Origin of the sequence: Pigmentiphaga daeguensis (genome assembly GCF_039523035.1) — a bacterium.
GTDB classification, from domain to species: Bacteria; Pseudomonadota; Gammaproteobacteria; order Burkholderiales; family Burkholderiaceae_B; genus Pigmentiphaga; species Pigmentiphaga daeguensis.
In genome coordinates this window covers 97,989-123,248 of sequence record NZ_BAAAEN010000005.1, presented here as the reverse complement: position 1 = coordinate 123,248, position 25,260 = coordinate 97,989, and the positions used below count along the sequence as shown (strand labels likewise).

At 64.9% G+C, this 25,260-nt stretch carries 36 protein-coding genes; 3 read left to right on the top strand and 33 right to left on the bottom strand.

The genetic code is table 11. The features are described 5' to 3' along the window. Positions 1 to 109: 109 nt before the first annotated feature. The 17 genes from rpsD to ABD104_RS08860 all read right to left on the bottom strand — a co-directional run bounded on the left by rpsD (position 110) and on the right by ABD104_RS08860 (position 8,981). Positions 110 to 733 (bottom strand): 30S ribosomal protein S4, encoded by a 624-nt coding sequence (gene rpsD, locus ABD104_RS08940; RefSeq protein ID WP_087838297.1) that lies wholly within the window; start codon positions 731 to 733, stop codon positions 110 to 112. Positions 734 to 1,054: 321 nt separating this feature from the next. Further along, positions 1,055 to 1,456, bottom strand: coding sequence for a 30S ribosomal protein S11 (gene rpsK, locus ABD104_RS08935; protein WP_087838298.1), 402 nt, complete (start codon positions 1,454 to 1,456; stop codon positions 1,055 to 1,057). Between the two features lie 29 nt (positions 1,457 to 1,485). Next, positions 1,486 to 1,851 (bottom strand): 30S ribosomal protein S13, encoded by a 366-nt coding sequence (gene rpsM, locus ABD104_RS08930; protein WP_087838299.1) that lies wholly within the window; start codon positions 1,849 to 1,851, stop codon positions 1,486 to 1,488. A gap of 42 nt (positions 1,852 to 1,893) precedes the next feature. Continuing rightward, positions 1,894 to 2,007, bottom strand: coding sequence for a 50S ribosomal protein L36 (rpmJ, locus tag ABD104_RS08925; protein ID WP_087780027.1), 114 nt, complete (start codon positions 2,005 to 2,007; stop codon positions 1,894 to 1,896). A gap of 36 nt (positions 2,008 to 2,043) precedes the next feature. After that, positions 2,044 to 2,262 carry a translation initiation factor IF-1 gene (gene infA, locus ABD104_RS08920; RefSeq protein WP_087780026.1) on the bottom strand — a complete coding sequence of 73 codons (219 nt, stop codon included), beginning with the start codon at positions 2,260 to 2,262 and terminating at the stop codon, positions 2,044 to 2,046. Positions 2,263 to 2,269: 7 nt separating this feature from the next. Further along, on the bottom strand, positions 2,270 to 3,595 hold the full coding sequence (gene secY, locus ABD104_RS08915; protein ID WP_087838300.1) for a preprotein translocase subunit SecY: 1,326 nt from the start codon (positions 3,593 to 3,595) through the stop codon (positions 2,270 to 2,272). Positions 3,596 to 3,612: 17 nt separating this feature from the next. Next, positions 3,613 to 4,044 (bottom strand): 50S ribosomal protein L15, encoded by a 432-nt coding sequence (gene rplO / locus ABD104_RS08910; RefSeq protein ID WP_087838301.1) that lies wholly within the window; start codon positions 4,042 to 4,044, stop codon positions 3,613 to 3,615. 10 nt (positions 4,045 to 4,054) lie between these two features. Beyond that, positions 4,055 to 4,243, bottom strand: coding sequence for a 50S ribosomal protein L30 (gene rpmD, locus ABD104_RS08905; protein ID WP_087838302.1), 189 nt, complete (start codon positions 4,241 to 4,243; stop codon positions 4,055 to 4,057). Positions 4,244 to 4,246: 3 nt separating this feature from the next. Then, positions 4,247 to 4,768, bottom strand: a complete 522-nt coding sequence (gene rpsE / locus ABD104_RS08900) for a 30S ribosomal protein S5 (RefSeq protein WP_087838303.1) — start codon at positions 4,766 to 4,768, stop codon at positions 4,247 to 4,249. A gap of 11 nt (positions 4,769 to 4,779) precedes the next feature. Continuing rightward, entirely contained in the window at positions 4,780 to 5,145 is a 366-nt protein-coding gene (rplR, locus tag ABD104_RS08895) for a 50S ribosomal protein L18 (RefSeq protein WP_087838304.1), read from the bottom strand. 18 nt (positions 5,146 to 5,163) lie between these two features. Beyond that, positions 5,164 to 5,697: a 50S ribosomal protein L6 gene (rplF, locus tag ABD104_RS08890; protein ID WP_087838305.1), complete on the bottom strand. Its 534-nt coding sequence runs from the start codon at positions 5,695 to 5,697 to the stop codon at positions 5,164 to 5,166. A 9-nt stretch (positions 5,698 to 5,706) separates the two neighbouring features. Then, on the bottom strand, positions 5,707 to 6,102 hold the full coding sequence (gene rpsH, locus ABD104_RS08885; protein ID WP_087838306.1) for a 30S ribosomal protein S8: 396 nt from the start codon (positions 6,100 to 6,102) through the stop codon (positions 5,707 to 5,709). An 11-nt stretch (positions 6,103 to 6,113) separates the two neighbouring features. After that, positions 6,114 to 6,419: a 30S ribosomal protein S14 gene (gene rpsN / locus ABD104_RS08880; protein WP_087838307.1), complete on the bottom strand. Its 306-nt coding sequence runs from the start codon at positions 6,417 to 6,419 to the stop codon at positions 6,114 to 6,116. An 11-nt stretch (positions 6,420 to 6,430) separates the two neighbouring features. Then, on the bottom strand, positions 6,431 to 6,970 hold the full coding sequence (gene rplE / locus ABD104_RS08875; RefSeq protein ID WP_087838308.1) for a 50S ribosomal protein L5: 540 nt from the start codon (positions 6,968 to 6,970) through the stop codon (positions 6,431 to 6,433). 15 nt (positions 6,971 to 6,985) lie between these two features. Further along, complete coding sequence (gene rplX, locus ABD104_RS08870) at positions 6,986 to 7,303, bottom strand: 50S ribosomal protein L24 (RefSeq protein ID WP_087838309.1); 318 nt, start codon at positions 7,301 to 7,303, stop codon at positions 6,986 to 6,988. 10 nt (positions 7,304 to 7,313) lie between these two features. Beyond that, entirely contained in the window at positions 7,314 to 7,682 is a 369-nt protein-coding gene (gene rplN / locus ABD104_RS08865; protein WP_087780015.1) for a 50S ribosomal protein L14, read from the bottom strand. Between the two features lie 315 nt (positions 7,683 to 7,997). After that, positions 7,998 to 8,981: a LysR family transcriptional regulator gene (locus ABD104_RS08860; RefSeq protein WP_371695354.1), complete on the bottom strand. Its 984-nt coding sequence runs from the start codon at positions 8,979 to 8,981 to the stop codon at positions 7,998 to 8,000. 109 nt (positions 8,982 to 9,090) lie between these two features. Here ABD104_RS08860 and ABD104_RS08855 point away from each other — a divergent pair, with 109 nt between their 5' ends. Then, positions 9,091 to 10,272 carry an MFS transporter gene (locus ABD104_RS08855; protein WP_087838310.1) on the top strand — a complete coding sequence of 394 codons (1,182 nt, stop codon included), beginning with the start codon at positions 9,091 to 9,093 and terminating at the stop codon, positions 10,270 to 10,272. Positions 10,273 to 10,282: 10 nt separating this feature from the next. Here ABD104_RS08855 and ABD104_RS08850 read toward each other — a convergent pair whose 3' ends face one another. Both ABD104_RS08850 and ABD104_RS08845 read right to left on the bottom strand, forming a co-directional pair. Next, positions 10,283 to 11,233 carry a dioxygenase family protein gene (locus tag ABD104_RS08850; protein ID WP_087838311.1) on the bottom strand — a complete coding sequence of 317 codons (951 nt, stop codon included), beginning with the start codon at positions 11,231 to 11,233 and terminating at the stop codon, positions 10,283 to 10,285. Positions 11,234 to 11,273: 40 nt separating this feature from the next. Continuing rightward, positions 11,274 to 12,806: a glucan biosynthesis protein G gene (locus tag ABD104_RS08845; protein ID WP_343927438.1), complete on the bottom strand. Its 1,533-nt coding sequence runs from the start codon at positions 12,804 to 12,806 to the stop codon at positions 11,274 to 11,276. A 338-nt stretch (positions 12,807 to 13,144) separates the two neighbouring features. On the opposite strand from ABD104_RS08845, the gene bglX reads away from it, so the two are divergent. Continuing rightward, complete coding sequence (bglX, locus tag ABD104_RS08840) at positions 13,145 to 15,550, top strand: beta-glucosidase BglX (protein WP_425543321.1); 2,406 nt, start codon at positions 13,145 to 13,147, stop codon at positions 15,548 to 15,550. 33 nt (positions 15,551 to 15,583) lie between these two features. Here the strand turns inward: bglX and ABD104_RS08835 are convergent, their stop codons facing one another. Both ABD104_RS08835 and ABD104_RS08830 read right to left on the bottom strand, forming a co-directional pair. Then, positions 15,584 to 16,549, bottom strand: a complete 966-nt coding sequence (locus tag ABD104_RS08835; RefSeq protein WP_343927392.1) for a Bug family tripartite tricarboxylate transporter substrate binding protein — start codon at positions 16,547 to 16,549, stop codon at positions 15,584 to 15,586. Between the two features lie 56 nt (positions 16,550 to 16,605). Then, positions 16,606 to 17,394, bottom strand: a complete 789-nt coding sequence (locus ABD104_RS08830) for an RraA family protein (RefSeq protein WP_087838314.1) — start codon at positions 17,392 to 17,394, stop codon at positions 16,606 to 16,608. Between the two features lie 143 nt (positions 17,395 to 17,537). On the opposite strand from ABD104_RS08830, the gene ABD104_RS08825 reads away from it, so the two are divergent. Beyond that, on the top strand, positions 17,538 to 18,407 hold the full coding sequence (locus ABD104_RS08825; RefSeq protein WP_343927391.1) for an IclR family transcriptional regulator: 870 nt from the start codon (positions 17,538 to 17,540) through the stop codon (positions 18,405 to 18,407). A 108-nt stretch (positions 18,408 to 18,515) separates the two neighbouring features. Here ABD104_RS08825 and rpsQ read toward each other — a convergent pair whose 3' ends face one another. The 12 genes from rpsQ to tuf all read right to left on the bottom strand — a co-directional run bounded on the left by rpsQ (position 18,516) and on the right by tuf (position 25,232). After that, on the bottom strand, positions 18,516 to 18,779 hold the full coding sequence (gene rpsQ, locus ABD104_RS08820) for a 30S ribosomal protein S17 (RefSeq protein WP_087838316.1): 264 nt from the start codon (positions 18,777 to 18,779) through the stop codon (positions 18,516 to 18,518). A gap of 2 nt (positions 18,780 to 18,781) precedes the next feature. Continuing rightward, positions 18,782 to 18,973: a 50S ribosomal protein L29 gene (gene rpmC, locus ABD104_RS08815; protein WP_087838317.1), complete on the bottom strand. Its 192-nt coding sequence runs from the start codon at positions 18,971 to 18,973 to the stop codon at positions 18,782 to 18,784. Positions 18,974 to 18,983: 10 nt separating this feature from the next. Further along, positions 18,984 to 19,400, bottom strand: a complete 417-nt coding sequence (gene rplP, locus ABD104_RS08810; RefSeq protein ID WP_087780002.1) for a 50S ribosomal protein L16 — start codon at positions 19,398 to 19,400, stop codon at positions 18,984 to 18,986. A 2-nt stretch (positions 19,401 to 19,402) separates the two neighbouring features. Beyond that, a complete protein-coding gene (rpsC, locus tag ABD104_RS08805) occupies positions 19,403 to 20,257 on the bottom strand; it encodes a 30S ribosomal protein S3 (protein WP_087838318.1) in 855 nt (284 codons plus the stop codon). A gap of 9 nt (positions 20,258 to 20,266) precedes the next feature. Then, a complete protein-coding gene (gene rplV / locus ABD104_RS08800) occupies positions 20,267 to 20,596 on the bottom strand; it encodes a 50S ribosomal protein L22 (RefSeq protein WP_087838319.1) in 330 nt (109 codons plus the stop codon). Between the two features lie 5 nt (positions 20,597 to 20,601). Next, positions 20,602 to 20,877 carry a 30S ribosomal protein S19 gene (gene rpsS, locus ABD104_RS08795; protein ID WP_087838320.1) on the bottom strand — a complete coding sequence of 92 codons (276 nt, stop codon included), beginning with the start codon at positions 20,875 to 20,877 and terminating at the stop codon, positions 20,602 to 20,604. 12 nt (positions 20,878 to 20,889) lie between these two features. Beyond that, positions 20,890 to 21,717: a 50S ribosomal protein L2 gene (rplB, locus tag ABD104_RS08790; RefSeq protein ID WP_087838321.1), complete on the bottom strand. Its 828-nt coding sequence runs from the start codon at positions 21,715 to 21,717 to the stop codon at positions 20,890 to 20,892. Then, a complete protein-coding gene (rplW, locus tag ABD104_RS08785; RefSeq protein WP_087779997.1) occupies positions 21,718 to 22,017 on the bottom strand; it encodes a 50S ribosomal protein L23 in 300 nt (99 codons plus the stop codon). Next, positions 22,014 to 22,637: a 50S ribosomal protein L4 gene (rplD, locus tag ABD104_RS08780; protein ID WP_087838322.1), complete on the bottom strand. Its 624-nt coding sequence runs from the start codon at positions 22,635 to 22,637 to the stop codon at positions 22,014 to 22,016. Before rplD ends, rplW begins: the two co-directional genes overlap by 4 nt. A 2-nt stretch (positions 22,638 to 22,639) precedes the next feature. Beyond that, positions 22,640 to 23,332 (bottom strand): 50S ribosomal protein L3, encoded by a 693-nt coding sequence (gene rplC, locus ABD104_RS08775; RefSeq protein ID WP_087838323.1) that lies wholly within the window; start codon positions 23,330 to 23,332, stop codon positions 22,640 to 22,642. A gap of 258 nt (positions 23,333 to 23,590) precedes the next feature. Beyond that, positions 23,591 to 23,902, bottom strand: a complete 312-nt coding sequence (rpsJ, locus tag ABD104_RS08770; protein WP_087779994.1) for a 30S ribosomal protein S10 — start codon at positions 23,900 to 23,902, stop codon at positions 23,591 to 23,593. 139 nt (positions 23,903 to 24,041) lie between these two features. Further along, positions 24,042 to 25,232 (bottom strand): elongation factor Tu, encoded by a 1,191-nt coding sequence (gene tuf, locus ABD104_RS08765; protein WP_087838324.1) that lies wholly within the window; start codon positions 25,230 to 25,232, stop codon positions 24,042 to 24,044. Between the last annotated feature and the right edge of the window lie 28 nt (positions 25,233 to 25,260).

Genomic DNA, 25,260 nt, shown 5'->3' with positions numbered 1-25,260 from the left:
CCCTACGCGCTTCCGCGCGCCCCTCAAGGGGCGGCACTGGCGGACCGGCAAAGCCGGATCCGCTGTGCCCAGGGATGGGAAAGCCGGCACCTAGAGCCGGCTTCAGTTATTAGCGCGAATAGAGTTCCACGACCATGGATTCGTTGATGTCGCGGGCGACATCGGCACGATCCGGGGCCTGCTTGAACGTGCCTTCCAGCTTGGTCATGTCGACGCTGACCCACTGCGGCATGCCCTGGCTGGAGGCCAGTTGCAGTGCTTCCTGGATACGGGCCTGCTTCTTGGCCTTCTCGCGGACGGTGATCACGTCGCCGGCCTTGACGATGATGGACGGCACGTTGGCGGTGTGGCCATTCAGCATCAGCGCCTTGTGGCTGACCAGCTGGCGCGCTTCGGCGCGGGTCGAGCCGAAGCCCATGCGATAGACCACGTTGTCCAGGCGCGATTCGAGCAACTGGATCAGGTTTTCACCGGTGTTGCCCTTGCGGCGCTCGGCTTCTTCGAAGTACTTGCGGAACTGCTTTTCCAGAATGCCGTACATGCGCTTGAGCTTCTGCTTCTCGCGCAGCTGCAGACCGTAGTCCGAGGTACGGGCACCCGAGGTGCGGCCATGCTGGCCGGGCTTGCTCTCGAGCTTGCACTTGGAATCCAGCGAACGGCGGGCGCTCTTCAGGAAGAGGTCCGTGCCTTCGCGGCGGGAAAGCTTACATTTGGGGCCAATATAACGTGCCACGATGTATCCTTTTCTCTGTCAGGCCATGCACCAGACATGGCGAGGAGTTTGCCTTGGTCTATTACGTTCGATGAACCAGAACGCGGCAAACGGTGGTCTTACTCGGCGCGCCCGACCCATGCCGGCCGCGCCCCCAGAAAACAATAAAAACTACGTACTGCCAACAGCAAAGCCCACTATTCTACCGCGCTTTGCCCCAAACCCCCAGGCAACGTTGCCCAACGGGCAACGAGCCCACCGATCCAGGGCACCGCGGATCCGGCTCCGCCGGTCCGCCAGTGCCGCCCCCTGGGGGGCGCGCGAAGCGCGTAGGGGGGGGGCCTAGATCCTTCTGCGCTTCGGCGGACGGCAGCCGTTGTGCGGCACCGGCGTGATGTCGGCGATGCTGGAGATCTTGATGCCCAGGGCGTTCAGGGCGCGAACCGACGATTCGCGGCCGGGACCGGGGCCCTTGATACGCACTTCCAGCGTCTTGATGCCGTATTCCATCGCCACGCGACCGGCGGACTCCGCCGCGACCTGGGCCGCGAACGGGGTGGACTTGCGCGAGCCCTTGAAGCCGGCGCCGCCCGACGTCGCCCACGACAGGGCATTGCCCTGGCGATCGGTGATCGTGATGATGGTGTTGTTGAAGGACGCGTGAACGTGCGCGATGCCGTCCGAGACGTTCTTCTTGACTTTCTTGCGAACGCGCTGGGCGCCGCTGTTCGGGGATTTCGCCATTTCTGAATCCTTGACTGGCTGTCAGCCGATTACTTTTTGAGCGACGCAGCGGCGCGACGCGGACCCTTGCGGGTGCGGGCGTTCGTACGGGTACGCTGGCCACGCACGGGCAGACCGCGCTTGTGGCGGAAGCCACGATACGAGCCGAGGTCGATCAGACGCTTGATCGACAGTTGGATTTCACGACGCAGATCGCCTTCGACGGTGAAGGTGTTGATCTGTTCGCGAATCCGCTCGAGCTCGGCGTCGTTCAGATCCTTGACCTTCTTGTTGCTCGGCACGCCGGCCACTTCGCAAATCTTGCGAGCGCGCGAACGACCGATGCCGAAGATAGCCGTCAGACCGATTTCGGTGTGCTGATGCGGCGGAATGTTGATGCCAGCAATACGGGCCATAACGTTTCCTTGAATACCTGTAGCGTAGAACCGAGCCTAGGCTCAGCCCTGACGTTGCTTGTGGCGCGGGTCGGTGCAGATAATCCGCACCACGCCCTTGCGCTTGATGACCTTGCAGTTCCGGCAAATTGCTTTGACCGATGCCATTACTTTCATGATTGACTCCTAATTCTTACCCGGTAAGCCCCAGGCTTACTTCGAGCGGAACACGATTCTTGCTCGCGATAGATCGTATGGCGTCAGTTCGACCGTCACACGATCCCCCGGCAGGATGCGGATGTAGTTCATCCGCATTTTTCCCGAGATATGTCCCAGCACGACATGGCCATTCTCGAGCTTGACACGAAACGTCGCATTGGGCAGGTTCTCCAGGACCTCGCCCTGCATCTGGATAACGTCGTCTTTGGACATTTTCTCGTTACCGCACCGGTAGATTTCCGCCCTTGAAGTTCGCCTTCTTGAGCAGAGAATCATATTGGTGCGACATCACGTATGCCTGCACCTGGGCCATGAAATCCATCGTGACCACAACGATAATCAGCAAAGACGTACCACCGAAGTAGAACGGCACGTTCCACCGCAAGACCAGGAACTCCGGCAGCAGGCACACCAACGTGATGTAGATGGCGCCGCTGAAAGTCAGGCGCATCAGGATCTTGTCGATGTACCGCGCGGTCTGCTCGCCCGGACGGATACCCGGAACGAACGCGCCGCTCTTCTTCAGGTTGTCGGCGGTTTCGCGGCTGTTGAACACGAGCGCCGTGTAGAAGAAGCAGAAGAACACGATTGCAATGGCATACAGCGTGATGTACAGCGGCTGCCCGGGCGACAACGCGGCGGCCAGGTCCTTCAGCCAGCGCAGGCCGTCACCACTCGAGAACCAGCTGACCACCGTGGCCGGGAACAGGATGATCGACGACGCGAAGATCGGCGGAATCACCCCGGCCATGTTCAGCTTCAACGGCAGGTGCGAGCTTTGTCCGCCATACACCCGGTTGCCCACCTGGCGCTTGGCGTAGTTGACGACGATCTTGCGCTGCCCGCGTTCCACGAACACCACGAAAGCCGTCACCAGCACCACCAGCACGACGATGAACAGCGCCGTCAGGACAGCCATCGCTCCGGTATTGACCAGCTCGAACAGCCCGGCCAATGCGTGCGGCAGGCCGGCCGCGATACCCGAGAAGATCAGGATCGAGATGCCGTTGCCCAGGCCCCGCTCGGTGATCTGCTCACCCAGCCACATCAGGAACATCGTTCCCGTGACGAGCGAGATCATCGTGGTGGCCCGGAACATCAGGCCAGGATCGATGACCAGCCCGGGCTGCGACTCCAGCGCGACCGAGATGCCCACCGACTGCACCAGCGCGAGCGCCAGCGTACCGTAGCGCGTGTACTGCGTAATCTTGCGCCGCCCGGCCTCGCCTTCCTTCTTGATCGCTTCCAACGACGGCACGATGACCGTCATCAGCTGCATGATGATCGACGCCGAGATGTACGGCATGATCCCCAATGCAAAGATCGAGAAACGCGAAAGCGCACCGCCCGAGAACATGTTGAACAGGCCCAGAATCCCGCCCTGGTTCTGATGGAACAGGGAGGTCAGCTGGACCGGATCGATCCCGGGAACAGGGATGTGCGTACCGATCCGGTACACCACCAGGGCGAGCAACAGGAAGACCAGCCGGCGCTTCAGGTCGCCGTACTTGCTGCCGGTCTTGCCCAGTGCGTTCGCATTAGCCAAAGCTCAGTCCTCGGTTATCAGACCAGGGAGCCGCCGGCGGCTTCGATCGCCGCCTTGGCACCGGCCGTCGCCGTCATGCCCTTGAGCACCACCTTGCGGGTGAGCTCGCCGGTCTTGATGACCTTGACGTAGCGGACTTGCTGGCCGACCACGCCGGCCTGCTTGAGCGCCTGCACGTCGATTTCGTCGACCGGCAGCGCTTGCAGTTCGGACAGGCGGACCTGCGCGTACAGGTGCTGGCCCAGCGACTTGAAGCCACGCTTGGGCAGCCGGCGCTGCAGCGGCATCTGGCCGCCTTCGAAACCGACCTTGTGGAAGCCACCCGAACGGGACTTCTGACCCTTGTGGCCGCGGCCGGCGGTCTTGCCGAGGCCGGAGCCGATACCACGACCGACACGGCGCTTGGCGTGCTTGGCGCCTTCGGCGGGCTTGAGCGTATTGAGTTGCATGCTAGACCTCTCAGGCTTCCGACACGGTGACCAGATACGACACCTTGCGGATCATGCCGCGCACTTCGGGCGTGTCGACCAGGACGCGCGAGCTGTTCAGCCGGCGCAGTCCCAGGCCACGAATCGTGGCGCGGTGCGATTCGGGCGTCCCGATGGGGGAACGCACGAGCGTCACTTTGACGTTTTTCTTCGTCGTCATGGCTTATCCCAGGATCTCTTCGACCGACTTGCCGCGCTTGGCGGCGACGTCGGCCGGAGTCGAGCTTGCGCTCAGACCGTTGAGCGTAGCGCGCACGAGGTTGTACGGGTTGGTCGAGCCGAGGCTCTTGGCCACCACGTTACGAACGCCGAGCACATCGAAAATCGCGCGCATCGGGCCGCCGGCGATCACGCCGGTACCTTCGACGGCGGGCGAGATCAGAACGGTCGAGGCGCCGTGCTTGCCGACCACGTTGTGGTACAGGGTGCCGTTCTTCAGGGGCACCTTGACCATCTTGCGGCGGGCTTCTTCCATGGCTTTCTGGACGGCGACCGGGACTTCCCGGGCCTTGCCCTTGCCCATGCCGACGCGACCGTCGCCATCGCCGACCACCGTCAGCGCCGCGAAACCGAGGATACGACCGCCCTTCACGACTTTCGTGACGCGGTTGACGGCAATCATCTTCTCGCGAAGACCGTCGTCGCGTTCCTCAGCCGCTGCATTCTTACCTTGCATCTTGGCCATGTAATCCTCGCTTAAAACTTCAGGCCGGCTTCACGCGCGGCATCAGCCAGGGCCTTGACGCGGCCGTGGTAGCGGAAACCGCTGCGATCGAACGCGACGGATTCGATACCGGCAGCCTTGGCCTTCTCGGCCACGCGCTTGCCCACCAGGGTTGCTGCGGCCACGTTGCCGCCCTTGCCCGAATCGCCAGCCAGTTGCTGACGAACCTCGGGTTCGACGGTCGAGGCACTGACCAGCACCTTATCGCCTTCAGGCGAAATGATGTTTGCGTAGATGTGCAGGTTGGTGCGGAACACCGACAGGCGATGCACGCGCAACTCGGCGATCTTCCGGCGGGTAGGTACCGCGCGACGCAAACGAGCTTGCTTCTTGTCCATGATTCGTCCTTGCCCGCCTTATTTCTTCTTGGTCTCTTTGATGATGACCCGTTCGTCCGCATAGCGCACGCCCTTGCCCTTGTAGGGCTCGGGGGAGCGGTAGGCGCGGATTTCGGCGGCCACCTGACCAACCTGCTGCTTGTTGGCGCCCTTGATGACCACTTCGGTCTGCGAGGGGCACTCGACCTTCACGCCGGCAGGCATCTGATGCACGACATCGTGCGAGAAACCGAGCTGCAGCTTGACGGAATCGCCTTGCGCCTGGGCACGGTAGCCCACGCCGACCAGGGTCAGCTTGCGCTCGAAGCCCTTGCTCACGCCGGTCACCATGTTGTTGACCAGGGCCCGGACGGTACCGGACATGGCCTTGGCTTCGCGGCTGTCGTTGGCGGCGGCGAAAGTCAGCTTGCCGGCGTCTTGCGCGATCGTGACCTGGCCGGTCAGGGCCTGGACCAGCGTGCCCAGGGGACCCTTGACGGTGATCTGGTCGGCAGCGATCGTGGCTTCGACGCCCTTGGGCAGCTCGACGGGATATTTAGCTATACGCGACATGTCGGCTCCTTACGCCACGTAGCAGAGGACCTCGCCGCCCACGCCGTTGGCGCGCGCCTTGCGATCGGTCATCACGCCACGAGAGGTGGACACGATGGTCACGCCCAGGCCGTTCATGACCTGGGGAATGGAATGACGGCCCTTGTAGATGCGCAGGCCGGGCTTCGAGACGCGTTCGATGCGCTCGATGACCGGACGGCCGGCGTAGTACTTCAGGGAAATTTCGAGTTCGGGTTTGCCATCGTTGGCCTTGACCTCGAAACCGTCGATATAGCCCTCGTCCTTCAGCACGGTGGCAATCGCCACCTTCAGCTTCGAGGAGGGCATGGACACGGACGCCTTATCTACGCGCTGCGCATTGCGGATGCGCGTCAGCATATCGGCGATCGGATCGCTCATGCTCATGAATGACTCTCCTACCAGCTGGCCTTGGTCATGCCCGGAACTTCGCCGCGCATAGCCATCTCGCGCAGTTTGTTACGGGCCAGACCGAACTTGCGAAACACGCCACGGGGGCGACCGGTCACCGCGCAACGGTTGCGCTGGCGGGTGGGGTTGGCGTTACGGGGCAGCTGCTGAATCTTCAGGCGAGCCTGGTAACGTTCTTCGTCCGACTTGGACGCATCGTCGACGATAGCCTGGAGCGCGGCGCGCTTGGCGGCATACTTGGCCGCCAGCTTGGCACGCTTGATATCGCGGTTGATGAGTGAAAGCTTAGCCACTATTTCACCCCTTAATTACGGAACGGGAAGCGGAAGGCCGACAGCAGCGCCTTGGCTTCTTCATCGGTCTTGGCCGTGGTCGTGATGCTGATGTTCAGCCCACGAAGCGTGTCGATCTTGTCGTACTCGATCTCGGGGAAGATGATCTGTTCTTTCACACCGATGTTGTAGTTGCCGCGACCGTCGAAAGCACGGCCGGACACGCCACGGAAATCGCGCACGCGCGGCAGCGCGACGCTGATCAGGCGATCGAGGAATTCGTACATGCGGGCGCCACGCAGGGTCACCATGCAGCCGATCGGGTAGTTCTCGCGGATCTTGAAACCGGCGATGGCCTTGCGCGACTTGGTCACGACGGGCTTCTGGCCGGCGATCTTGGTCAGGTCGCCGGTGGCGTGCTCGATGACTTTCTTGTCAGCGACCGCTTCCGAGACACCCATGTTCAGGGTGATCTTGGTGATGCGGGGCACTTCCATCACGGATTTGTACGAGAACTGCTTGGTCAGGTCGGCAACGACCTTCTCGCGGTAATAGTCTTGAAGACGGGCCATTGTGTTTGCTCCCGCTTACGCTTTCGTCGCAATGGCTTCGCCATTGGAACGGAAGACGCGCACATTCTTGCCGTCGACTTTCTTCACGCCCACGCGATCGGCCTTGCCGGTGGCGGGGTTGAAAATCGCCACGTTGGAGACGTGGATGGGCATGGTCTTGTCGATGATGCCGCCGGGCTGGTTGGCCATCGGATTCGGCTTCACATTCTTCTTGACGACGTTGATGCCCTCGACCACGACGCGGTCTTCGGCAACGCTCAGCACGACGCCGCGCTTGGCCTTGTCCTTGCCGGTCAGGACGATGACTTCGTCACCTTTGCGAATCTTGTTCATCGCGGTCCCTTTACAGCACTTCGGGCGCCAGCGACACGATCTTCATGAAACGCTCGGTACGCAGTTCACGCGTAACGGGTCCGAAGATGCGAGTGCCGATGGGCTCGAGCTTGGCGTTGAGCAACACGGCGGCATTGCCACCGAAACGGATCAGCGAACCGTCCTTGCGACGGACGCCCTTGGCGGTACGAACCACCACGGCGTTGTAGATTTCGCCCTTTTTCACGCGACCGCGGGGGGCCGCATCCTTGACGCTCACTTTGATGACGTCGCCGATGCCGGCATAGCGGCGCTTGGAGCCGCCGAGCACCTTGATGCACATAACCGAGCGCGCACCGGTGTTGTCGGCCACGTCCAACGTGGTCTGCATTTGAATCATGGTTTACCCTGTTCCAACTTAACCCGAAATGCCCGGCACCACCTTTTCAGTGAACGCCAAGCCTTCCGATCAGTTTTGGTCCCGTCAGGCGGCAATGCGACTTGCGCACCCTGGGTTGAAATTCTGAAGCGGACACCGCAAGAACGCGGTGCCAGGCCAGTTACTACCCACCCCGGACTCCCCCTTCCCGCCACGCGCGATAGCCGCGAACTACACTGGCAAAAAGGCAAGAACCCATAGGTAAGCCTGCCATCATACCCGGCAAACTGCCACATAGCAAGCCTTTTGTCGGGATATCCCCCACAGCCGGCGCCCTCATCCGCCGGCCGGCCCGGGCGTGTGCTCGGCGTATCGCAGGTCAACGTTGGCCTGGAGGAAATCCAGCACCGCCCGGGTGCGGGGCGGCAGCCGGCCGGGCTTGCCCACGTAGACCGCGTGGATGGGCTCGAGGTCGCCGGTATTGTAGGGCTCCAGCACCGGCACCAGGCGGCCTGCCAGCAGGTCGTCCCAGGCGTGATACACCGACAGCCGGGCCAGTCCAGCGCCGTTCAGGGCAAGGCGGCGCATCACCTCGCCGTCGTTCACCCGGACGATCTCGCCGATGTCGACCTCGATCCGGCGCCCCGCCACCTCGAAAGGCCAGCGCGGGACTTCGCGCCGGTAGTTCCAGCCCAGGCGCAGGTGGGCGCCCAGGTCGCCGGGATGGACGGGCGTGCCGTGGACGGCGAGGTATTCAGGGCTGCCGACGACGACCTGGCGCGTGCGGCCCAGGAGCCGAGCCACCACATCCGAGGCGGGCAGCCGCCCCCAGCGGATCGCGATATCGACCCCCGCTTCCAACAGGTCCACGACCTGGTCGGTGAAGCTGAGGTCCAGCCGCAAGCCGGGGTGCGCCGTCAGCAGCCGCGGGATGAGCGGCCCCAGCAGGGTCTGTCCGGTCGACGTGCTGGCAGTGATGCGAACCAGTCCGCGGGGCTCGGCCTGCCCCGCGACCGAGGTCTCCAGTTCGTCCAGATCGGCCAGCACGCGCTTGCCCTGCTCATAGTATTGGGCGCCTTCCGCGGTCAGCAGCACCCGCCGGGTGCTGCGCTGCAACAACTGCACGCCCAGCCGCGCCTCCAGGCGCGACATGACCTTGCTCACGGCCGAGGGCGACACGCCCAGCCGACGGGCCGCGGCCGACAGGCTGCCCCGCTCGGCCACCAGCACGAAGGTCCCCAGCTCGCCCGACCGGTTGGCATCGGCGGGCGCAGGAGCCCGTGCGGCACGGGTCGGGGCGGTCTTGGCGGAGATCGGCACGGCTTTTCCTTGATGGAACAGATGTCATTCCATTATTCCATCTACACAAAGGTCGCGCCCGCCTCCACAGTGTCGCTATCGACTGCAATCCACTCACAGGACCCCGACCATGCCACTCTCTCTCCTGGCGCTGGCCGCCGGTGCCTTCGGCATCGGCACCACGGAATTCATCATCATGGGCTTGCTGACGCAGGTCAGCACGGACCTGGGCATCTCCCTGCCCACGGCGGGCACGCTGATCTCGGGCTACGCGATCGGCGTCGCGGTGGGCGCGCCCGTGCTGACGCTGCTGACCCGGACCTGGCCGCGCAAGCGCCTGCTGCTGTCCCTGATGCTCATCTTCATCGCCGGCAACGTCGCGGCCGCGGCGGCGCCCGGCTACGGGTGGCTGATGGCCGCCCGCATGCTGACCTCGCTCACGCACGGCACCTTCTTCGGCGTGGGCGCCGTGGTCGCGACGGGCCTGGTCCCGCCCCACAAGCGCGCCTCGGCGATCGCGCTGATGTTCTCGGGGCTGACGCTGGCCACGCTGCTGGGCGTGCCCGCCGGCGCCTGGATCGGCCAGCATTTCGGCTGGCGTTCGGCCTTCGCCGCGGTGGCCATGGTGGGCGTGGCCGCCTACGTCATCCTTGCCTGGTTCGTGCCGCGCGACCAGGGCCGCCCGCAACTCGCGCCGCTGGGCCAGGAGCTGGCCGTGCTCGGCCGCATCCAGGTCTGGGCCGGTCTGGGCATCACCGTATTCGGGTTCGCCGGGGTGTTCGCGCTCTATACCTACATCGAGCCGCTGCTCAAACAGGTCACCGCGATGAGCGACAACCTGGTCGCGGTCACCCTGCTGCTGTTCGGCGCCGGCCTGGCGGCCGGCAACCTGCTGGGCGGGCGCATGGCCGACCGCGGCGTCATGCAGGCGCTGCTGCTGACCACCGCGGCACTGATGGCGGCCCTGGCACTGGGCCCCTGGGCCTTCGGCCAGCCGTTGGTGGCCATGGCGTACACCATCGTTCTCGGCACGGTGGCGTTCGCCACCGTCGCTCCCATGCAGATGCGCGTGCTGCAACAGGCCGGCCCCGCCGGCGCCACGCTGGTCTCCAGCCTGAACATCGCCGCCTTCAACCTGGGCAATGCCCTGGGGGCGTGGGTGGGCGGCCTGGCCCTGTCGGGCCTGGGCCTGGTGTCGGTGGGTTGGGCCGGCGCCGCCCTCACGGGCGTGGGCCTGCTGCTGGCGCTGTGGAGCGCAAGGATGTCGCCGGCCTCGGCGCCCGCCATCGGCCAGCCCCGGCAGTGCGCGTGACCGATGCCCGTCAGGGGCGCCGCGCCAGCACCGTCAGGACGGGCCGCTCGCCGTCCGCCTTGCCGGTGATGGGCGGCCGGGGCAGCCGGGCCTCGCCGGGCTCGATCACGAAGTGGTGGTCCATCGAGTACCACTTGCCCCGCAGATCGGGGTCGGGCGCGGGCTCGGTCGCGCTGTCGTGCAGCACGTACTGCCCCACCAGCGCCTGCGTGACGCCGAACTGCACGTCGGTCTCCAGGTTGGGATCGTCGCTGGAATAGACCTGCGAGAACTGGGTCTTGAAGCCCGGCTTGTAAATCATGAAATGGATGTGGGCCGGGCGCATGTTGTGCCGGCCCTGGGCCTGGATCAGTTCGCCCACGGGGCCGGTCACCGGGATCGGATAGCCGGCCGGCTTGATGCTGCGGAACGCGACGCGCCCATCGCCGTCGGTAACGAACTTGCCACGCAGGTTCATGTCGCCCTGCGCCGGATCCTGGTTCTCGTAGAAGCCCTCGGTCGAACTGTGCCAGACGTCGACTTCCGCGCCCTCGACCGGCCGCCCCTCGCGGTCGCGCACCCAGGCCTGGACGAACACCGGGTCGCCCGGCGTGGGAGAACGCACGATGGACCCGCCGTTGGGCGTCTCGGGCGAGCCCATCCGCCAGAACGGTCCCATCAGGTTGGCGGTGGTCTCGGTCTGGCCGTTGTCGCCGTTGTTGAGCAGGCAGACCAGCGCGGACAGGCCCAGCGAGCCGGCGGCCAGCACCACCTCGTTGTGCGAGGCGGTGGTCGCCTGGCCTAGCCGCGCGATCGCGCCGCACAACTGGTGGAACTCCGCCTCGGTCAGCCGCGCCTCGCGCGCGAAGGCATGCAGGTGGCGGATGCCCGCCGACAGGATTTCGCGAAAGCGCGCATCGGGCGCGCGGGCGGCCTCGGCCAGCACCGCGCGGGTAACGTCTTCCTGGTTCTTGATGATCATGGTGGGTCCGTCTGGAAACTCGGCTTGCGGACCCTCCAGATTACCGCGCTGGCAGCTGGTAGCTCCAGGTCTCGGTCAACGCGCGCTTGCCCTCGACCAGCGCGGCCCGCATCTCGACCGGCCGTTTCGGGTCCTTGACCTTGACTCGCAGCGTCAGGCGCCAGCCCTGGATGGCGGGATTGCGCTGCAGGACATTCTCGATCAGCTCGGCGTTGTCGCCCACGCTGACCTCGGCGCCCACCGTGGCATCGGGCGAGAGCCGCGCCAGGACCGGTCCTTCGAAATCCACGATCAGGGCCGTGCTGCCGTCCAGGTGGCGGATCAGGTTGGCCTGGCGGATCTCGCCGTCGGTCCGCAGCGTCTGCTTGACCCAACCCACGTCCTTCTCGATCAGCGCGGGTTCGTTCATCGTCCAATGGATGCGGTAGTCGTGGCGCATGGGCTGGCCCTTGGGCGGCACCACGTCCGGCGTCCAGAACGCGACGATGTTGTCATTGGTCTCGTCCGCCGTCGGGATCTCGACCAGCTCCACCTTGCCCGGCCCCCAGTTGCCCTTGGGCTCGATCCACGCGCTGGGGCGCAGGTCGTAGCGGTCGGCCAGGTCCTCGTAGCGGGAGAACTCGTGCCCCCGCTGCAGCAGGCCGAACCCCTTGGGATCGGTCACCTGGAATGAGCTGACCGACAGCGTGCGCGGGTTGTTCAGGGGCCGCCACAGCCATTCCCCGCTGCCGGTGTGGATGGCCAGGCCGTTGGAATCATGCAGCGCCGGACGGAAGTTGTTGCCCCGCACGCCCTGGTTCGGCCCGTACAGGAACATGCTCGTCAGCGGCGCAACGCCCAGTTTGTTGATCTGGCCGCGCAGGAACACGCGCGACTCGACGTCCAGCACGGCGTCCTCGCCCGGCCGCAGCACGAAGCGGTAGGCGCCGGTGGCGCGCGGCGAATCCATCAAGGCGTAGATCACCAGGAAGCGGTCCTGGGGCTTGGGCCGTTCGATCCAGAACTCGCGAAAGCGCGGGAACTCCTCGGCCATGCCGTCCTTCCACGCGGTGTCCAGGGCCAGGCCCCGCGCCGACAGGCCGTAAACCTGGCCCTTGCCGATCACGCGGAAATAGCTCGCGCCCAGCATGCTCATGATTTCGTCGTGCACGCCATCGCGATTGATGGGATAGAGCACGCGAAAGCCCGCGTAGCCCAGGTTGCGCGTCGTGTTCGCATCGAAGGACATGCCGCCGAAGTCGAACTTGGCGGGGTCGTACTTGATCTCGTGGACCTGGCCGTCGACCACCTCGTTGATGCCGACCGGCGTGGAGAAATGCATGCCCTGGTGGTAGAACGCCAGCCTGAACGGCGTATCGCGGTCGTGCCACTCGAACTGGTCGCGGCGTGGCTGGATGCGCAGGTAATCGGCGAACTGCATCTTGCTGAAGGCCGGCGGCAGGTTGCTGACCGGGGCCTGGTAGGCCCGGTCGGCAAGCGTCCTGGCCCGCGCCGTCACGTCGTCGAGCGTAAAGGCGCTTGCCGTGGCCGCGCCCAGCAAGGACAACAAGACCGTGGCGATCCCGAGCGACACAGGCGCGAACCTGTTGCGCGCGAAGCTGGCTACGTCTGCAAAACCCACTAGTTTCTCCCTGGAACGATGTGGACGGTGGAACCCCGAGTCGGGTTACGACCGCCGCAAGGCACGATGATTCCTCGATCCGGGGGCCCCGGACCGTCGCGGTTGTAACAAGCCGTCTGGCGCGCCAACGCCCGCGCGCCCTGCCGCCACGCGGCCCGGGCGAAACGGAAAGTATCACAGCCGGACGCCGCGCCAGGGCGCACGAGGGCAGAATCGCGCCGTGCACCCGTACAATCGGGCGACCTTCCGCGGCGCCGCGTCCCGCGTCGCCGCTCCCCAGGCCCGCCCCCATGGAGGACGACCACTTGGCGCCAAGTTCATCCCATCGATTCCGCCTTCTCCCCCATCCTCCCCTGGCCCGCCCTTCGCGCGGGACGGCCGGCGCCGCTGGCCGGTCGGTGGCGAAGCGGCTCGCCCTGGGCCTGTGCGCCTTCCTGCTCGCTTCCGGCGGCGCCCGCGCCGCGGCCAACCCCGCGCTGCTGAACGACAAGGATGCCTTCATCGCCGACCTGATGTCGCAGATGACGCTGGACGAGAAGATCGGCCAGCTGCGCCTGATCAGCATCGGCCCGGACATGCCGCGCGAGAAGATCGCCAAGGAGATCGCGGCCGGCCGCATAGGCGGCACGTTCAACTCGGTCATCCATGTCGACAACCGCATGATGCAGGATGCCGCCGCCAGGAAGAGCCGCCTCCGCATCCCGCTGTTCTTCGCCTATGACGTCGTGCACGGCCACCGGACCATCTTCCCCATCGGCCTGGGCCTGGCGTCGAGCTGGGACATGGGCGCGATCGAACGCGCCGCGCGCGTGTCCGCCATCGAGGCCGCCGCCGACAGCCTGGACATGACCTTCGCCCCCATGGTGGACATCGCGCGCGATCCGCGCTGGGGCCGCACCTCGGAAGGGTTCGGCGAAGACCCCTATCTGGTTTCGCGCATCGCGCGGGCCACCGTCAAGGGCTACCAGGGCCCGTCACCGGCGCGGGCCGACAGCATCATGGCCAGCGTCAAGCATTTCGCGCTGTACGGCGCGGTCGAAGGCGGCCGCGACTACAACGTCGTCGACATGAGCCCCCTGCGCATGTACCAGGACTACCTGCCCCCTTACCGCGCGGCCATCGACGCCGGGGCTGGCGGCGTGATGGTGGCGCTGAACTCCATCAACGGCATCCCCGCCAGCGCCAACACCTGGCTGCTGCAGGACCTGCTGCGCAAGGACTGGGGGTTCCGGGGCATCGCCATCAGCGACCATGGCGCCATCACCGAGCTGGTCCGCCACGGCGTGGCGCGCGACGACCGCGAGGCCGCGCGGCTTGCCATCAAGGCGGGCGTGGACATGAGCATGGCCGACACGCTGTACCTGCAGGAGCTGCCCGGCCTGGTCAAGTCGGGCGAAGTCACCGTCGCGGAGATCGACCGCTCGGTGCGCAACGTACTGGGCGCCAAGTACGACATGGGCTTGTTCCACGACCCCTACCTGCGCATCGGCGCCGCGGCCGACGATCCGCCCGACCTTTATGCCGAAAGCCGCATGCACCGCGCCGACGCGCGCGAGCTGGCGCGCAAGTCGCTGGTCCTGCTGGAGAACCGCAACCAGACCCTTCCCCTGGCCAGGACGGCCACCGTCGCGCTGGTCGGTCCGCTGGCCGATTCGCCGCTGGACATGATGGGCAGCTGGTCGGCGGCCGGCAAGAGCGAATCCTCGATCACGCTGCGGCAAGGCATGGAAGAAGCCATGCGCGGCCAGGGCCGCCTGCTCTACGCGCGAGGGGCCAACGTCACCGATGATGCGCGCATCGTCGACTACCTGAACTTCCTGAACTGGGACAACAAGGAAGTCTTCCAGGACCCGCGGCCGCCCGCCGACATGATCGCCGAAGCCGTCGGCATCGCCAGGCAGGCCGACGTCATCGTCGCCGCGGTGGGCGAATCGCGCGGCATGTCGCATGAATCCTCCAGCCGCACCCGGCTGGACATTCCCGCCAGCCAGCGCGCGCTGCTGCATGCGCTCAAGGCCACGGGCAAGCCGCTGGTCCTGGTGCTGATGAACGGCCGGCCGCTGGACCTGCAATGGGAGAGCGCCAACGCCGATGCCCTGCTCGAGACCTGGTACAGCGGCACCGAGGGCGGCCATGCGATCGCCGACGTCGTGTTCGGCGACTACAACCCCGCCGGCAAGCTGCCCATCTCCTTCCCCCGCTCGATCGGCCAGATTCCGACCTACTACAACCATCCCCGCGTGGGCCGGCCCTTCGTCGAAGGCAAGCCGGGCAACTACACCTCGCAGTACTTCGAGGAAAAGAACGGGCCGCTTTATCCGTTCGGGTACGGCTTGAGCTATACCGGCTTCAGCCTATCGGACGTCGTGCTGGACAGCGCCACGATGGCCCGGGGCGGCAAGCTCGGGGCCCAGGTCAACCTGAAGAACACCGGCACGCGGCGCGGCGAGACGGTGGTGCAGCTATACATCCACGATGCCGCCGCCTCGGTCGTGCGGCCGGTGAAGGAGTTGCGGGGCTTCCAGCGCATCGCGCTGGAACCGGGCGAGACACGCACCGTGCGCTTCGAGATCGACGAGAACGACCTGAAGTTCTTCGATGCCCGCCTCCAGCACGTGGCGGAACCCGGAGACTTCGAGGTCCAGATCGGGCTGGATTCCCAGGACGTCAAGCGCGCCAGCTTCACGCTGCGCTGACCGCGGCGGGCCGCCCGCCGGGGCGGCCCGCTGCTAGTCGGGCTTGATCTGGTGGGCGTCGATAACCTGCTTCCACTTGGCGCGCTCCTTCGCGGCATAGGCGCCGAAGGCGTCGCCCGACAGCTCCAGCGGCGCGCCGCCCAGGGCCTTGATCCGCTCGTCTACCTCCGGATCCTTCAGCGCCGCGGCGACGGCCGCGGCCAGCCGGTCCACCACCGGTCGCGGCGTGGCAGCCGGCGCGAACAGGCCGAACCAGCCGGTGGCCTCGAAACCCGCGATGCCGCTCTCGGCCACGGTCGGCACATCGGGCACCAGGCTGCTGCGCGTGGCACCCGTGACCGCGAGCGGCTTGAGCCGGCCGCCCTGGATCATGGGCAACAAGGTATTGATGTCGCCTGACATGAATTGCACCACCCCGCTGGCGACGTCGTTCATCGCCGGCGAAGCGCCCTTGTAGGGAATGTGGACCATCTCCACCTTCGCCATCGTCTTGAACAGTTCCCCTACCAGGTGGTTGGTGGTGCCCGTGCCGGGAGAAGCGAAATTGATGGCGCCAGGCTTGCGCCGGGCCAGTTCCACCAGCCCCTTCACATCATTGGCCGGCAGGTTGCGGTTCGCCACCAGCATGAACGGCACCGAGGCCACGGCAGCGACCGGCCGCAGGTCCCGGGCAGGGTCGTAAGGGAGCTTGGGATCAAGGCTGGGGCTGATGGCGATCGGGCCATTGCTGCCCAGCAAGAGGGTATAGCCGTCGGCCGGCGCCCGCACCACGGCCAGCGACCCCAGCGCCCCGGCCGCTCCCGGCCGATTCTCGACGATGACCGACTGCCCCAGTTGCTTGCCCAGCGACTGCGCCACGGCGCGCGCCACGGCGTCCGTCCCGCCCGCGGGCGCGAACGGCACCACCAGCTTGACCGGGGCCGAGGGAAAAGGTTGGGCCAGCGCCATGGGCAACGGCGCCGCCAGCAGCAACGACGCAAAAATGCCGAAGCGATGCATGAAAGTCTCCTGATCTTGTCGCGGGACGGCCCGCGCGGCCGTCCCCATGTTCGGTGTCAGTCGTAGCGCTTGCGGAAAAGGGGGCGCAATTCGGAAATGGGCGCCTTGGATACGATCAGTTCCCGCATCTTGTCCTCGGCACCGCCGACCTTCTCGGCCTCGTCGATCAAAGGCTCGATGAACTCGGCCGGGACCACGCAGATGCCTGAATCGTCAGCCACGATGAGGTCACCCGGATAGACCACGATGTCGTGCACGCGCACCGGTCCGTTGATCTCCATGGCCTCCATCCGGAACTTGCCGGTGATGGGGGTCACGCCCGCGGCCCAGACCGGATAGTCGATCTCGCGGATGGCCGGCAGGTCGCGCACCGCGCCGTTGACGATCGCCCCGGCGAACCCGTGGGTCTTGGCCACCAGCGCCGATTGCCCGCCCATGTTCGAGACGTTCAGGTCGCCGCCGAAATCGGCCACCAGCACGTCGCCCGGCTCGGACAAATAGTAGATCTCGCGCGTGGACATCTTGATGGGCTCCTTGTCCAGGTAGCCCTGCGTGGGCGTCTTGCGCTCGGGCATGGAGCGCAGGGTGACGGCATGGCCCACGATCTTTCTGCCGCTTTGCAGCGGCTTGATGTGCGAAGCGGCGACCACCCCGCACACGCCGAAGCCGTCCAGCAGGTCGGACACGGTGGTGGTCAGGTCGGGCAGCGCCAGGTAACGCTCCACGACCGCCCGCGAGACACGGGGAAACTTGATGCGAGTGATACGTTCGACCGGCACTTGCCCCCAGATCCGGCCCTGTTCCCGATATTCCTCGTAGTCCTTCAGCACTTCCTCTCGGCGCATGATGCTTCCTTGGTTGGATAAAATTTTTCCCATATTAGGAGAAATAAATTTTTCCGTCAAAGAGAGAATTTTTATTATTCCCGCGATTACGAAGAAGTGCGATGTTGTGCGATCATAGGAAAATCCTGATCCCGCCGCCGCCGATGCCCGTCCGTTCCCCTTCTCCCGCAGCGCTCCCTCCCATCCCGACCGACGCCACGCCGCCGCCAGCCACAGGCGAAAGCGCGGTCGGCCGGCTGCTGACCATCCTGGATCTCTTCACCGCCGACAACCTGCAGATCCAGGTGGACGTAGTTGCCGCCCGGCTGGGCGTGGGCCGCTCCACCTGTTATCGCTACCTGCAGGAACTGAGCGATCGCGGGCTGCTGGCGCAGCGGGGCAAGGGCCGCTATTCGCTGGGCTCGCGCATCGTCGAACTCGAAAGGCTGCTGCAGCAATCGGATCCGCTGCTCAACGCCGGCAAGTCGGTCATGGCAGGTATGGCGGACATCTGCGACAACCGGGCGCTGTTGCTATGCACCCTGTACAACGATCGCGTCCTGTGTACCCACCAGGTGGGCTCCAGCCACATCATCCACGAAGGGGAGCGCATGCCGCTGTATCGTGGCCGTGGATCCGCCTTCCCCCTGTTCCAGGGCGCCGGCTCGCAAGCCATCCTGGCCAACCTGGCTCCGCATCAGATTCGGGCCCTGTACCTGGCGAAGCAGGCCGAGATCGCCGAGTCGGGACTGGGTCAGGACTGGCAGGAATTCCGCAGCGCCCTCGCGACCATCCGCAAGCAGGGTTACGTGGCTACGGTGGGCAAGCGCAATCCCCGCATCCTGGCACTGGCCGTTCCGGTACGCCATGTCGACGGGCAAGTCATGGGCAGCTTGCTGCTGCTGACCGCCCACACCGAAGCGGAACGCGCCCAGGCTCTGGCTCTCGTTCCCCGCCTGCAGGCGGAAGCGGCGCGGATAGGCGAGTTCGAGCAACGCCTGTCGAGCGGCGACACGGTTCCACCGGCCAACTGAAGACGGGGCTCTGCGCCCGTGCCGGCAGGCACCCAAAACAAAAGGCCGTGGAGTTGCCTCCACGGCCTTGCGCCGGACATCTCGCGATGCCCGTTCAGCCTGCGGGGATCAGATGATCCGCGCGGCTTCGACCAGACGGACCACCGACCAGGCCTTGGTCTTGGAAACCGGACGGGTTTCCGAGATCTCGACCAGATCACCGGTCTTGTACTGGTTGGTTTCGTCGTGAGCGTGGTACTTGGCGGACCGGACGACGATCTTGCCGTACAGCGGGTGCTTGACCCGGCGTTCGACCATCACGGTTACCGTCTTGTCCATCTTGTCGCTGACCACACGACCGGTCAGCGTACGCTTCAGCTTGGTTTCGCTCATGTTTACTTCCCGGCTTTCTCGCGCAGCACGGTACGGACACGCGCGATGTCGCGGCGCACCTTGCCGAGCTGGCTGGTGTTGGAAAGCTGCTGGGTAGCCAGCTGCATGCGCAGACTGAACTGAGCCCTAAGCAGACCCTCGAGCTCCTTGCCGAGCTCGCCGGCGTCCTTCGAACGGAGTTCGCTTGCCTTCATTGCTATCTCCTTACGTTCCGAGATGACGCGTCACGAAGACGGTCGAGATCGGAAGCTTGGCAGCCGCCAGGCGGAACGCCTCGCGCGCCAGTTCTTCGTTGACGCCTTCCATTTCATACAGCACCTTGCCGGGCTGGATCTCGGCGACCCAGTACTCCGGGTTGCCCTTGCCGTTACCCATCCGGACTTCGGCGGGCTTTTGCGAGATCGGCTTGTCCGGGAAGACGCGGATCCAGATACGGCCGCCACGCTTGATGTGGCGGGTGATGGCACGACGGGCCGACTCGATCTGGCGAGCGGTCAGGCGGCCACGACCCGTGGCCTTCAGACCGAATTCGCCGAACGAGACATTGGCGCCGCGCGTGGCCAGGCCGGTATTGCGGCCCTTTTGTTCCTTGCGGTATTTCCTGCGCGATGGCTGCAGCATGCTTATTCTCCGTCTTTGGCAGGCGCGGCCGCGTCAGCAGCCGGCTTGCGCGGCGCACGCCGGGCACCACCCTCGGGCGCGGCAGCAGCAGCTGCCTCGCCTTCGGGCCGGCGGCCGCCGCGACCACGACCAGCGCCGGGGCGGTTGCCCGGACGGTCGTTACGCGGGCCGCGGCGCGGCTTGCGCTCTTCGTCCTTGGTTGCTTCAGGGGCGGCGGCCAGCTCGGCCGAGCCCAGCGTGTCGCCCTTGTAGACCCACACCTTGATGCCGATCAGACCATAGGTCGTACCGGCTTCGGACGTGCCGTAGTCGATGTTGGCGCGCAGGGTGTGCAGCGGCACACGGCCTTCGCGGTACCATTCGGTACGGGCGATCTCGATGCCGTTCAGGCGACCGGCGCTCATGATCTTGATGCCCTGGGCACCCAGGCGCATGGCGTTCTGCATGGCGCGCTTCATCGCCCGGCGGAACATGATGCGCTTTTCGAGCTGCTGGGCGATCGAGTCGGCGATCAGCTGGGCGTCGATTTCCGGCTTGCGGATCTCTTCGATGTTGACGTGCACGGGCACGCCCATCAGACGCTGCAGATCGGCCTTCAGGATCTCGATGTCCTCGCCCTTCTTGCCGATCACGACGCCCGGACGAGCCGAGTAGACCGTGACGCGCGCGTTCTTGGCAGGACGCTCGATGACCACGCGACCCACGGAAGCGCCTTTCAGCTTCTTCTTCAGGTACTCGCGGACCTTGATGTCTTCCGCCAGCATGCCGGCGTAGGCGCTACCGCTGGCGTACCAGCGGGAGGACCAGTTACGGCTGACCGAGAGACGGAACCCGGTCGGGTGAATTTTCTGTCCCATCGTGGCTCCTTAGCTGCCGACCTTGACCACGATGTGGCAAGTCTGCTTCTCGATCTTGACGCCGCGGCCTTTGGCGCGGGCGTCGAAACGCTTGAGCGACGCACCCTTGTCGACGTAGATGGTTTTCACCTTCAGTTCGTCGATGTCGGCACCGTCGTTGTGCTCGGCATTCGCGATGGCGGATTCGACCGCCTTCTTGATGATGCCGGCGGACTTCTTGGGCGTGAACGTAAGAATGTTGATGGCCTGGGCCACCGACTTGCCGCGGATCATATCCGCGACCAGACGGGCCTTCTGGGCCGACACGCGTACGCCACGAACAATCGCAGTGGTTTCCATCGCGCTTACCTCTTGGCCTTCTTGTCCGCAGCGTGACCCTTGAACGTACGGGTCAGCGCGAACTCGCCGAGTTTGTGACCGACCATGTTCTCGTTGACATACACGGGAACATGCTGGCGACCATTGTGAACCGCGATCGTCAGACCGATGAACTCGGGCAGGATCGTGGAACGACGCGACCAGGTCTTGATCGGGCGCTTGTCTTTGCCGGCCGTGGCCGACTCAACCTTCTTCAGAAGGTGCAGGTCGACAAACGGGCCTTTTTTAATCGAACGTGACATGGCTCGCCTCGCTTACTTCTTCTTGCGCCGCTGGACGATCATATTGTTCGTCCGCTTGTTGCGGCGGGTCTTGAAACCCTTGGACGGAGTGCCCCAGGGGCTGACCGGCTCACGGGCTTCGCCAGTACGGCCTTCACCACCACCGTGCGGGTGGTCGATCGGGTTCATGGCAACACCGCGAACGGTGGGGCGAATGCCGCGCCAACGAGTGGCACCGGCCTTGCCGATCTGGCGCAGGCCATGCTCTTCGTTGCTGACTTCGCCGATGGTCGCACGGCACTCGATGTGCACCTTGCGGACTTCGCCCGAACGCAGGCGAACCTGGGCATAGGTACCTTCACGAGCCAGCAGCACGGCCGATCCGCCTGCCGAACGCACCATCTGGGCGCCCTTGCCGGGGATCATTTCCACGCAGTGGATGGTGCTACCGACCGGGATGTTGCGGATCGGCAGGGCATTGCCAGCGCGGATGGGCGCTTCGCTACCGGACACCAGCGTGGCGCCGACTTCAAGACCGCGCGGGGCGATGATGTAGCGACGTTCGCCGTCGGCATAGCACAACAGAGCGATGTGCGCCGTACGGTTGGGGTCGTATTCGATGCGCTCGACCTTGGCCGGGATGCCGTCCTTGGTGCGCTTGAAATCGACCACACGATAATGTTGCTTGTGACCACCGCCGCGATGACGCGTGGTGATATGGCCATTGTTGTTGCGGCCGGCATTCTGCATCTGCTTTTCAAGCAGACTGTCGAGCGGGCGACCTTTGTGCAGGTGGGGGTGAACCACCTTCACCATCGCGCGGCGACCGGCGGAAGTCGGCTTCAGCTTGACGAGGGGCATTTACTTCACCTCCTGCGCAAAGTCGATTTCCTGACCCGGCTTCAGCGACACGTACGCCTTGCGCTCGTTGCGGCGGCGACCGATGAAGCGGCCAAAGCGCTTGACTTTGCCCTTGGTATTGAGAACCTGCACGGACTCGACCTGCACCTTGAAGAGCAGTTCGACGGCAGCCTTGATTTCCGGCTTGGTGGCGTCTTGCAGGACGCGGAAAGCCACTTGCTGGTTCTTGTCGGCGATGAACGTGCTCTTTTCAGAGACGATCGGAGCCAGCAGAACCTGGAGCAGACGGTCGTTGCTCATCCCAGCATCTCCTCGAGCTGAGCGATCGCGGGCTTGGTGATCAACACTTTGTTGTAGTGGATCAGCGACAGCGGATCGGCATAACGGGACTCGACCACCGCCACGTGCGGCAGGTTGCGCGTGGCCAGATAGAGGTTTTCGTCAACCGTATCGGTAATGATGAGGACCGAGTTCAAGCCCAGGCTCTTGAGCTTGTCGGCGGCCACCTTGGTCTTGGGCGAATCGACCACGAAGTTCTCGACGATCGCGATCCGGTCTTCGCGGGCCAGTTGCGACAGAATCGACCGCACACCGGCGCGGTACATCTTCTTGTTCACTTTCTGGCTGAAGTTTTCTTCAGGCGAATTCGGGAAAATGCGACCACCCCCACGCCACAGCGGCGACGAGGTCATACCGGCGCGAGCGCGGCCGGTACCCTTCTGGCGCCAGGGCTTCTTGGTGGAGTGCTTGACTTCCGTGCGGTCCTTCTGGGCGCGGTTTCCGCTGCGGGCGTTGGCCTGGTAGGCGACAACGACCTGGTGCACCAGCGCTTCGTTGAATTCGCGGCCGAAGACCGTATCGGGGGCGCTGACGGTCGCAGCGACCTGGCCCTGGTCATTCAGGAGCTTGAGATCTGCCATGTTCAGGCTCCTTTCACAGCGGGACGAACGACGATGTTCGCGCCGGCATGGCCCGGGACGGCGCCCCGGACCAGCAGCAGGCCGCGCTCGGCGTCCACGCGGATCACGTCGAGGTTCTGCACGGTGCGGGTGACGTCGCCATAGTGGCCGGCCATCTTCTTGCCCGGGAACACGCGGCCCGGATCCTGCGCCATACCGATGGAGCCGGCCGAGTTGTGCGACACCGAGTTACCGTGCGAAGCGCGGTTCGACGAGAAGTTGTGACGCTTGATCGCGCCCGAGAAGCCCTTACCGATGGTCGTACCCGTCACGTCGACCTTCTGGCCGACCGTGAAGACGGATTCCACGGTGATGACTGCGCCCGGAGCGAACTCGGCCGCTTTGGCCGGATCAAGGCGGAATTCTTTGAGCACGCTGCCCGCTTCGGCACCCGCTTTCGCGAAATGGCCGGTAAGAGGCTTGGTGACGCGCGAAGCACGGCGCGTACCGAACGTGACCTGAACGGCGGCGTAACCGTCCGTTTGCGGGGATTTGACCTGGGTCACACGGTTGTTCGACACGTCCAGCACGGTCACGGGGATGGACTCGCCATCGTCCGTGAAAATGCGGGTCATGCCAACCTTGCGACCCACCAGGCCGAGCCGGAATGCGGCTGGCGTGGAGGCCGTCGATTGGGTCGACATCGTTTTCTCCATTCCCGACTACGATTGGCCGGGGCTAAAAATGGCGTCGCACCGAAGTGCGGCACCGGACAGCAACGCCAAGGGCGCTGCGCCTACATTGATGCGATAGTGATTGCTGGCGGCACGACCCGGGAAAAATGCCGGGGAAACCCCGCCGGATCAATACGTGCCAAAAATACGTGCCAAAAGCCCATGGACTCACCCACGGGCTAGCCGGCTAGTATAGCCTGCGCCCGGCGGCCTTTTCAAGCCCCGGGCGCAAATACCACGTCACTGCAAAGCGATTTCCACATCCACGCCAGCCGGCAGGTCCAGGCGCATCAGCGCGTCCACGGTCTTGTCGGTGGGATCCACGATGTCCATCAGGCGCTGATGGGTGCGGATCTCGAACTGGTCGCGCGACGTCTTGTTGACGTGCGGCGAACGCAGCAGATCGTAGCGGCGGATACGGGTCGGCAGGGGAACCGGACCACGAACCACGGCACCCGTGCGCTTGGCGGTTTCGACGATCTCAGCGGCCGACTGGTCGATGAGCTTGTAATCGAACGCCTTGAGGCGGATGCGAATCTTCTGCTTTTTCATGAAACTGTCCTAAAGAGCGAGGTTGGACCCCCCCTACGCGCTTACGCGCGCCCCCCCAGGGGGGCGACGCTGGCGGACCGGCAGAGCCGGATCCGCGGCGTCCTGGGTGGGGCCGTTTTTTTAAGGGAGACCCTTAAAATCAAGCAATAATTTTAGCGACGACGCCGGCGCCGACGGTACGGCCGCCTTCACGGATGGCGAAGCGCAGGCCTTCTTCCATGGCGATCGGCGCCAGCAGCTTGACCGTGATCGACACGTTGTCGCCCGGCAGCACCATCTCCTTGTCCTTGGGCAGCTCGATCGTGCCCGTCACGTCCGTCGTACGGAAGTAGAACTGGGGACGATAGCCGTTGAAGAACGGCGTATGACGGCCGCCCTCTTCCTTCGACAGCACGTACACCTCGGCCGAGAACTCCGTGTGCGGCGTGATCGAACCCGGCTTGGCCAGAACCTGGCCACGCTCGACGTCTTCACGCTTGGTGCCGCGCAGCAGAATACCCACGTTGTCACCGGCCTGGCCCTGGTCCAGCAGCTTGCGGAACATTTCCACGCCCGTGCACGTCGTCTTGACCGTGTCCTTGATACCGACGATCTCGATTTCCTCGCCGACCTTGATCACGCCACGCTCGATACGCCCCGTCACCACCGTGCCACGACCCGAGATCGAGAACACGTCTTCCACCGGCATCAGGAACGCTCCGTCGACCGCACGCTCGGGCGTCGGGATGTACGAGTCCAGCGCCGCCGCCAGTTGCAGGATCGCCTGCTCGCCCAGCTCGCCCTTGTCGCCTTCCAGCGCCATGCGGGCCGAGCCCTTCACGATCGGCGTATCGTCGCCCGGGAAGTCGTACTTCGACAGCAGTTCCCGGACTTCCATTTCCACCAGCTCCAGCAGCTCGGCGTCGTCAACCAGGTCCGCCTTGTTCAGGAACACGATGATGTACGGCACGCCAACCTGCCGCGACAGCAGGATGTGCTCGCGCGTCTGCGGCATCGGGCCGTCAGCGGCCGACACCACCAGGATCGCGCCGTCCATCTGCGCCGCGCCCGTGATCATGTTCTTCACGTAGTCCGCGTGACCCGGGCAGTCAACGTGCGCGTAGTGACGGGTCTCCGTCTCGTATTCCACGTGCGCCGTGTTGATCGTGATCCCACGCGCCTTCTCTTCCGGCGCCGCGTCGATCTGGTCGTACGCCTTGGCCTCGCCGCCGAACTGCTTCGACAGCACCGTCGTGATCGCCGCCGTCAGCGTCGTCTTGCCGTGGTCAACGTGACCGATCGTGCCCACGTTCACGTGCGGCTTGGTACGCTCAAACTTGCCTTTTGCCATGTTCTCTCTTCCTGCAGTTTGCCTGGAG

Bases quoted from the DNA above. Each gene is read 5' to 3' on its own strand.
- rpsM (WP_087838299.1), bottom strand. From the start codon at position 1,851: ATGGCCCGTATTGCTGGCATCAACATTCCGCCGCATCAGCACACCGAA.
- rplR (WP_087838304.1), bottom strand. From the start codon at position 5,145: ATGGACAAGAAGCAAGCTCGTTTGCGTCGCGCGGTACCTACCCGCCGG.
- tuf (WP_087838324.1), bottom strand. From the start codon at position 25,232: ATGGCAAAAGGCAAGTTTGAGCGTACCAAGCCGCACGTGAACGTGGGC.
- rplN (WP_087780015.1), bottom strand. From the start codon at position 7,682: ATGATTCAAATGCAGACCACGTTGGACGTGGCCGACAACACCGGTGCG.
- rpmD (WP_087838302.1), bottom strand. From the start codon at position 4,243: ATGACGACGAAGAAAAACGTCAAAGTGACGCTCGTGCGTTCCCCCATC.
- rplF (WP_087838305.1), bottom strand. From the start codon at position 5,697: ATGTCGCGTATAGCTAAATATCCCGTCGAGCTGCCCAAGGGCGTCGAA.
- ABD104_RS08835 (WP_343927392.1), bottom strand. From the start codon at position 16,549: ATGCATCGCTTCGGCATTTTTGCGTCGTTGCTGCTGGCGGCGCCGTTG.
- rpsK (WP_087838298.1), bottom strand. From the start codon at position 1,456: ATGGCGAAATCCCCGAACAGCGGCGCCCAGCGCGTTCGCAAGAAAGTC.
- infA (WP_087780026.1), bottom strand. From the start codon at position 2,262: ATGTCCAAAGACGACGTTATCCAGATGCAGGGCGAGGTCCTGGAGAAC.
- ABD104_RS08850 (WP_087838311.1), bottom strand. From the start codon at position 11,233: ATGATCATCAAGAACCAGGAAGACGTTACCCGCGCGGTGCTGGCCGAG.
- rpsC (WP_087838318.1), bottom strand. From the start codon at position 20,257: ATGGGACAGAAAATTCACCCGACCGGGTTCCGTCTCTCGGTCAGCCGT.
- rpmJ (WP_087780027.1), bottom strand. From the start codon at position 2,007: ATGAAAGTAATGGCATCGGTCAAAGCAATTTGCCGGAACTGCAAGGTC.
- rplW (WP_087779997.1), bottom strand. From the start codon at position 22,017: ATGAGCAACGACCGTCTGCTCCAGGTTCTGCTGGCTCCGATCGTCTCT.
- ABD104_RS08825 (WP_343927391.1), top strand. From the start codon at position 17,538: ATGCCCGTCCGTTCCCCTTCTCCCGCAGCGCTCCCTCCCATCCCGACC.
- rpsJ (WP_087779994.1), bottom strand. From the start codon at position 23,902: ATGAAAAAGCAGAAGATTCGCATCCGCCTCAAGGCGTTCGATTACAAG.
- rpsS (WP_087838320.1), bottom strand. From the start codon at position 20,877: ATGTCACGTTCGATTAAAAAAGGCCCGTTTGTCGACCTGCACCTTCTG.
- ABD104_RS08855 (WP_087838310.1), top strand. From the start codon at position 9,091: ATGCCACTCTCTCTCCTGGCGCTGGCCGCCGGTGCCTTCGGCATCGGC.
- rplC (WP_087838323.1), bottom strand. From the start codon at position 23,332: ATGGAGAAAACGATGTCGACCCAATCGACGGCCTCCACGCCAGCCGCA.
- rplP (WP_087780002.1), bottom strand. From the start codon at position 19,400: ATGCTGCAGCCATCGCGCAGGAAATACCGCAAGGAACAAAAGGGCCGC.
- bglX (WP_425543321.1), top strand. From the start codon at position 13,145: ATGGAGGACGACCACTTGGCGCCAAGTTCATCCCATCGATTCCGCCTT.
- rplD (WP_087838322.1), bottom strand. From the start codon at position 22,637: ATGGCAGATCTCAAGCTCCTGAATGACCAGGGCCAGGTCGCTGCGACC.
- rplO (WP_087838301.1), bottom strand. From the start codon at position 4,044: ATGCAACTCAATACGCTCAAGCCCGCCGAAGGCGCCAAGCACGCCAAG.
- rpsQ (WP_087838316.1), bottom strand. From the start codon at position 18,779: ATGAGCGAAACCAAGCTGAAGCGTACGCTGACCGGTCGTGTGGTCAGC.
- ABD104_RS08830 (WP_087838314.1), bottom strand. From the start codon at position 17,394: ATGCGCCGAGAGGAAGTGCTGAAGGACTACGAGGAATATCGGGAACAG.
- rplB (WP_087838321.1), bottom strand. From the start codon at position 21,717: ATGCCCCTCGTCAAGCTGAAGCCGACTTCCGCCGGTCGCCGCGCGATG.
- rpmC (WP_087838317.1), bottom strand. From the start codon at position 18,973: ATGAAGGCAAGCGAACTCCGTTCGAAGGACGCCGGCGAGCTCGGCAAG.
- rpsE (WP_087838303.1), bottom strand. From the start codon at position 4,768: ATGGCCAAGATGCAAGGTAAGAATGCAGCGGCTGAGGAACGCGACGAC.
- rpsH (WP_087838306.1), bottom strand. From the start codon at position 6,102: ATGAGCATGAGCGATCCGATCGCCGATATGCTGACGCGCATCCGCAAT.
- rplV (WP_087838319.1), bottom strand. From the start codon at position 20,596: ATGGAAACCACTGCGATTGTTCGTGGCGTACGCGTGTCGGCCCAGAAG.
- rplX (WP_087838309.1), bottom strand. From the start codon at position 7,303: ATGAACAAGATTCGCAAAGGTGACGAAGTCATCGTCCTGACCGGCAAG.
- rplE (WP_087838308.1), bottom strand. From the start codon at position 6,970: ATGGCCCGTCTTCAAGACTATTACCGCGAGAAGGTCGTTGCCGACCTG.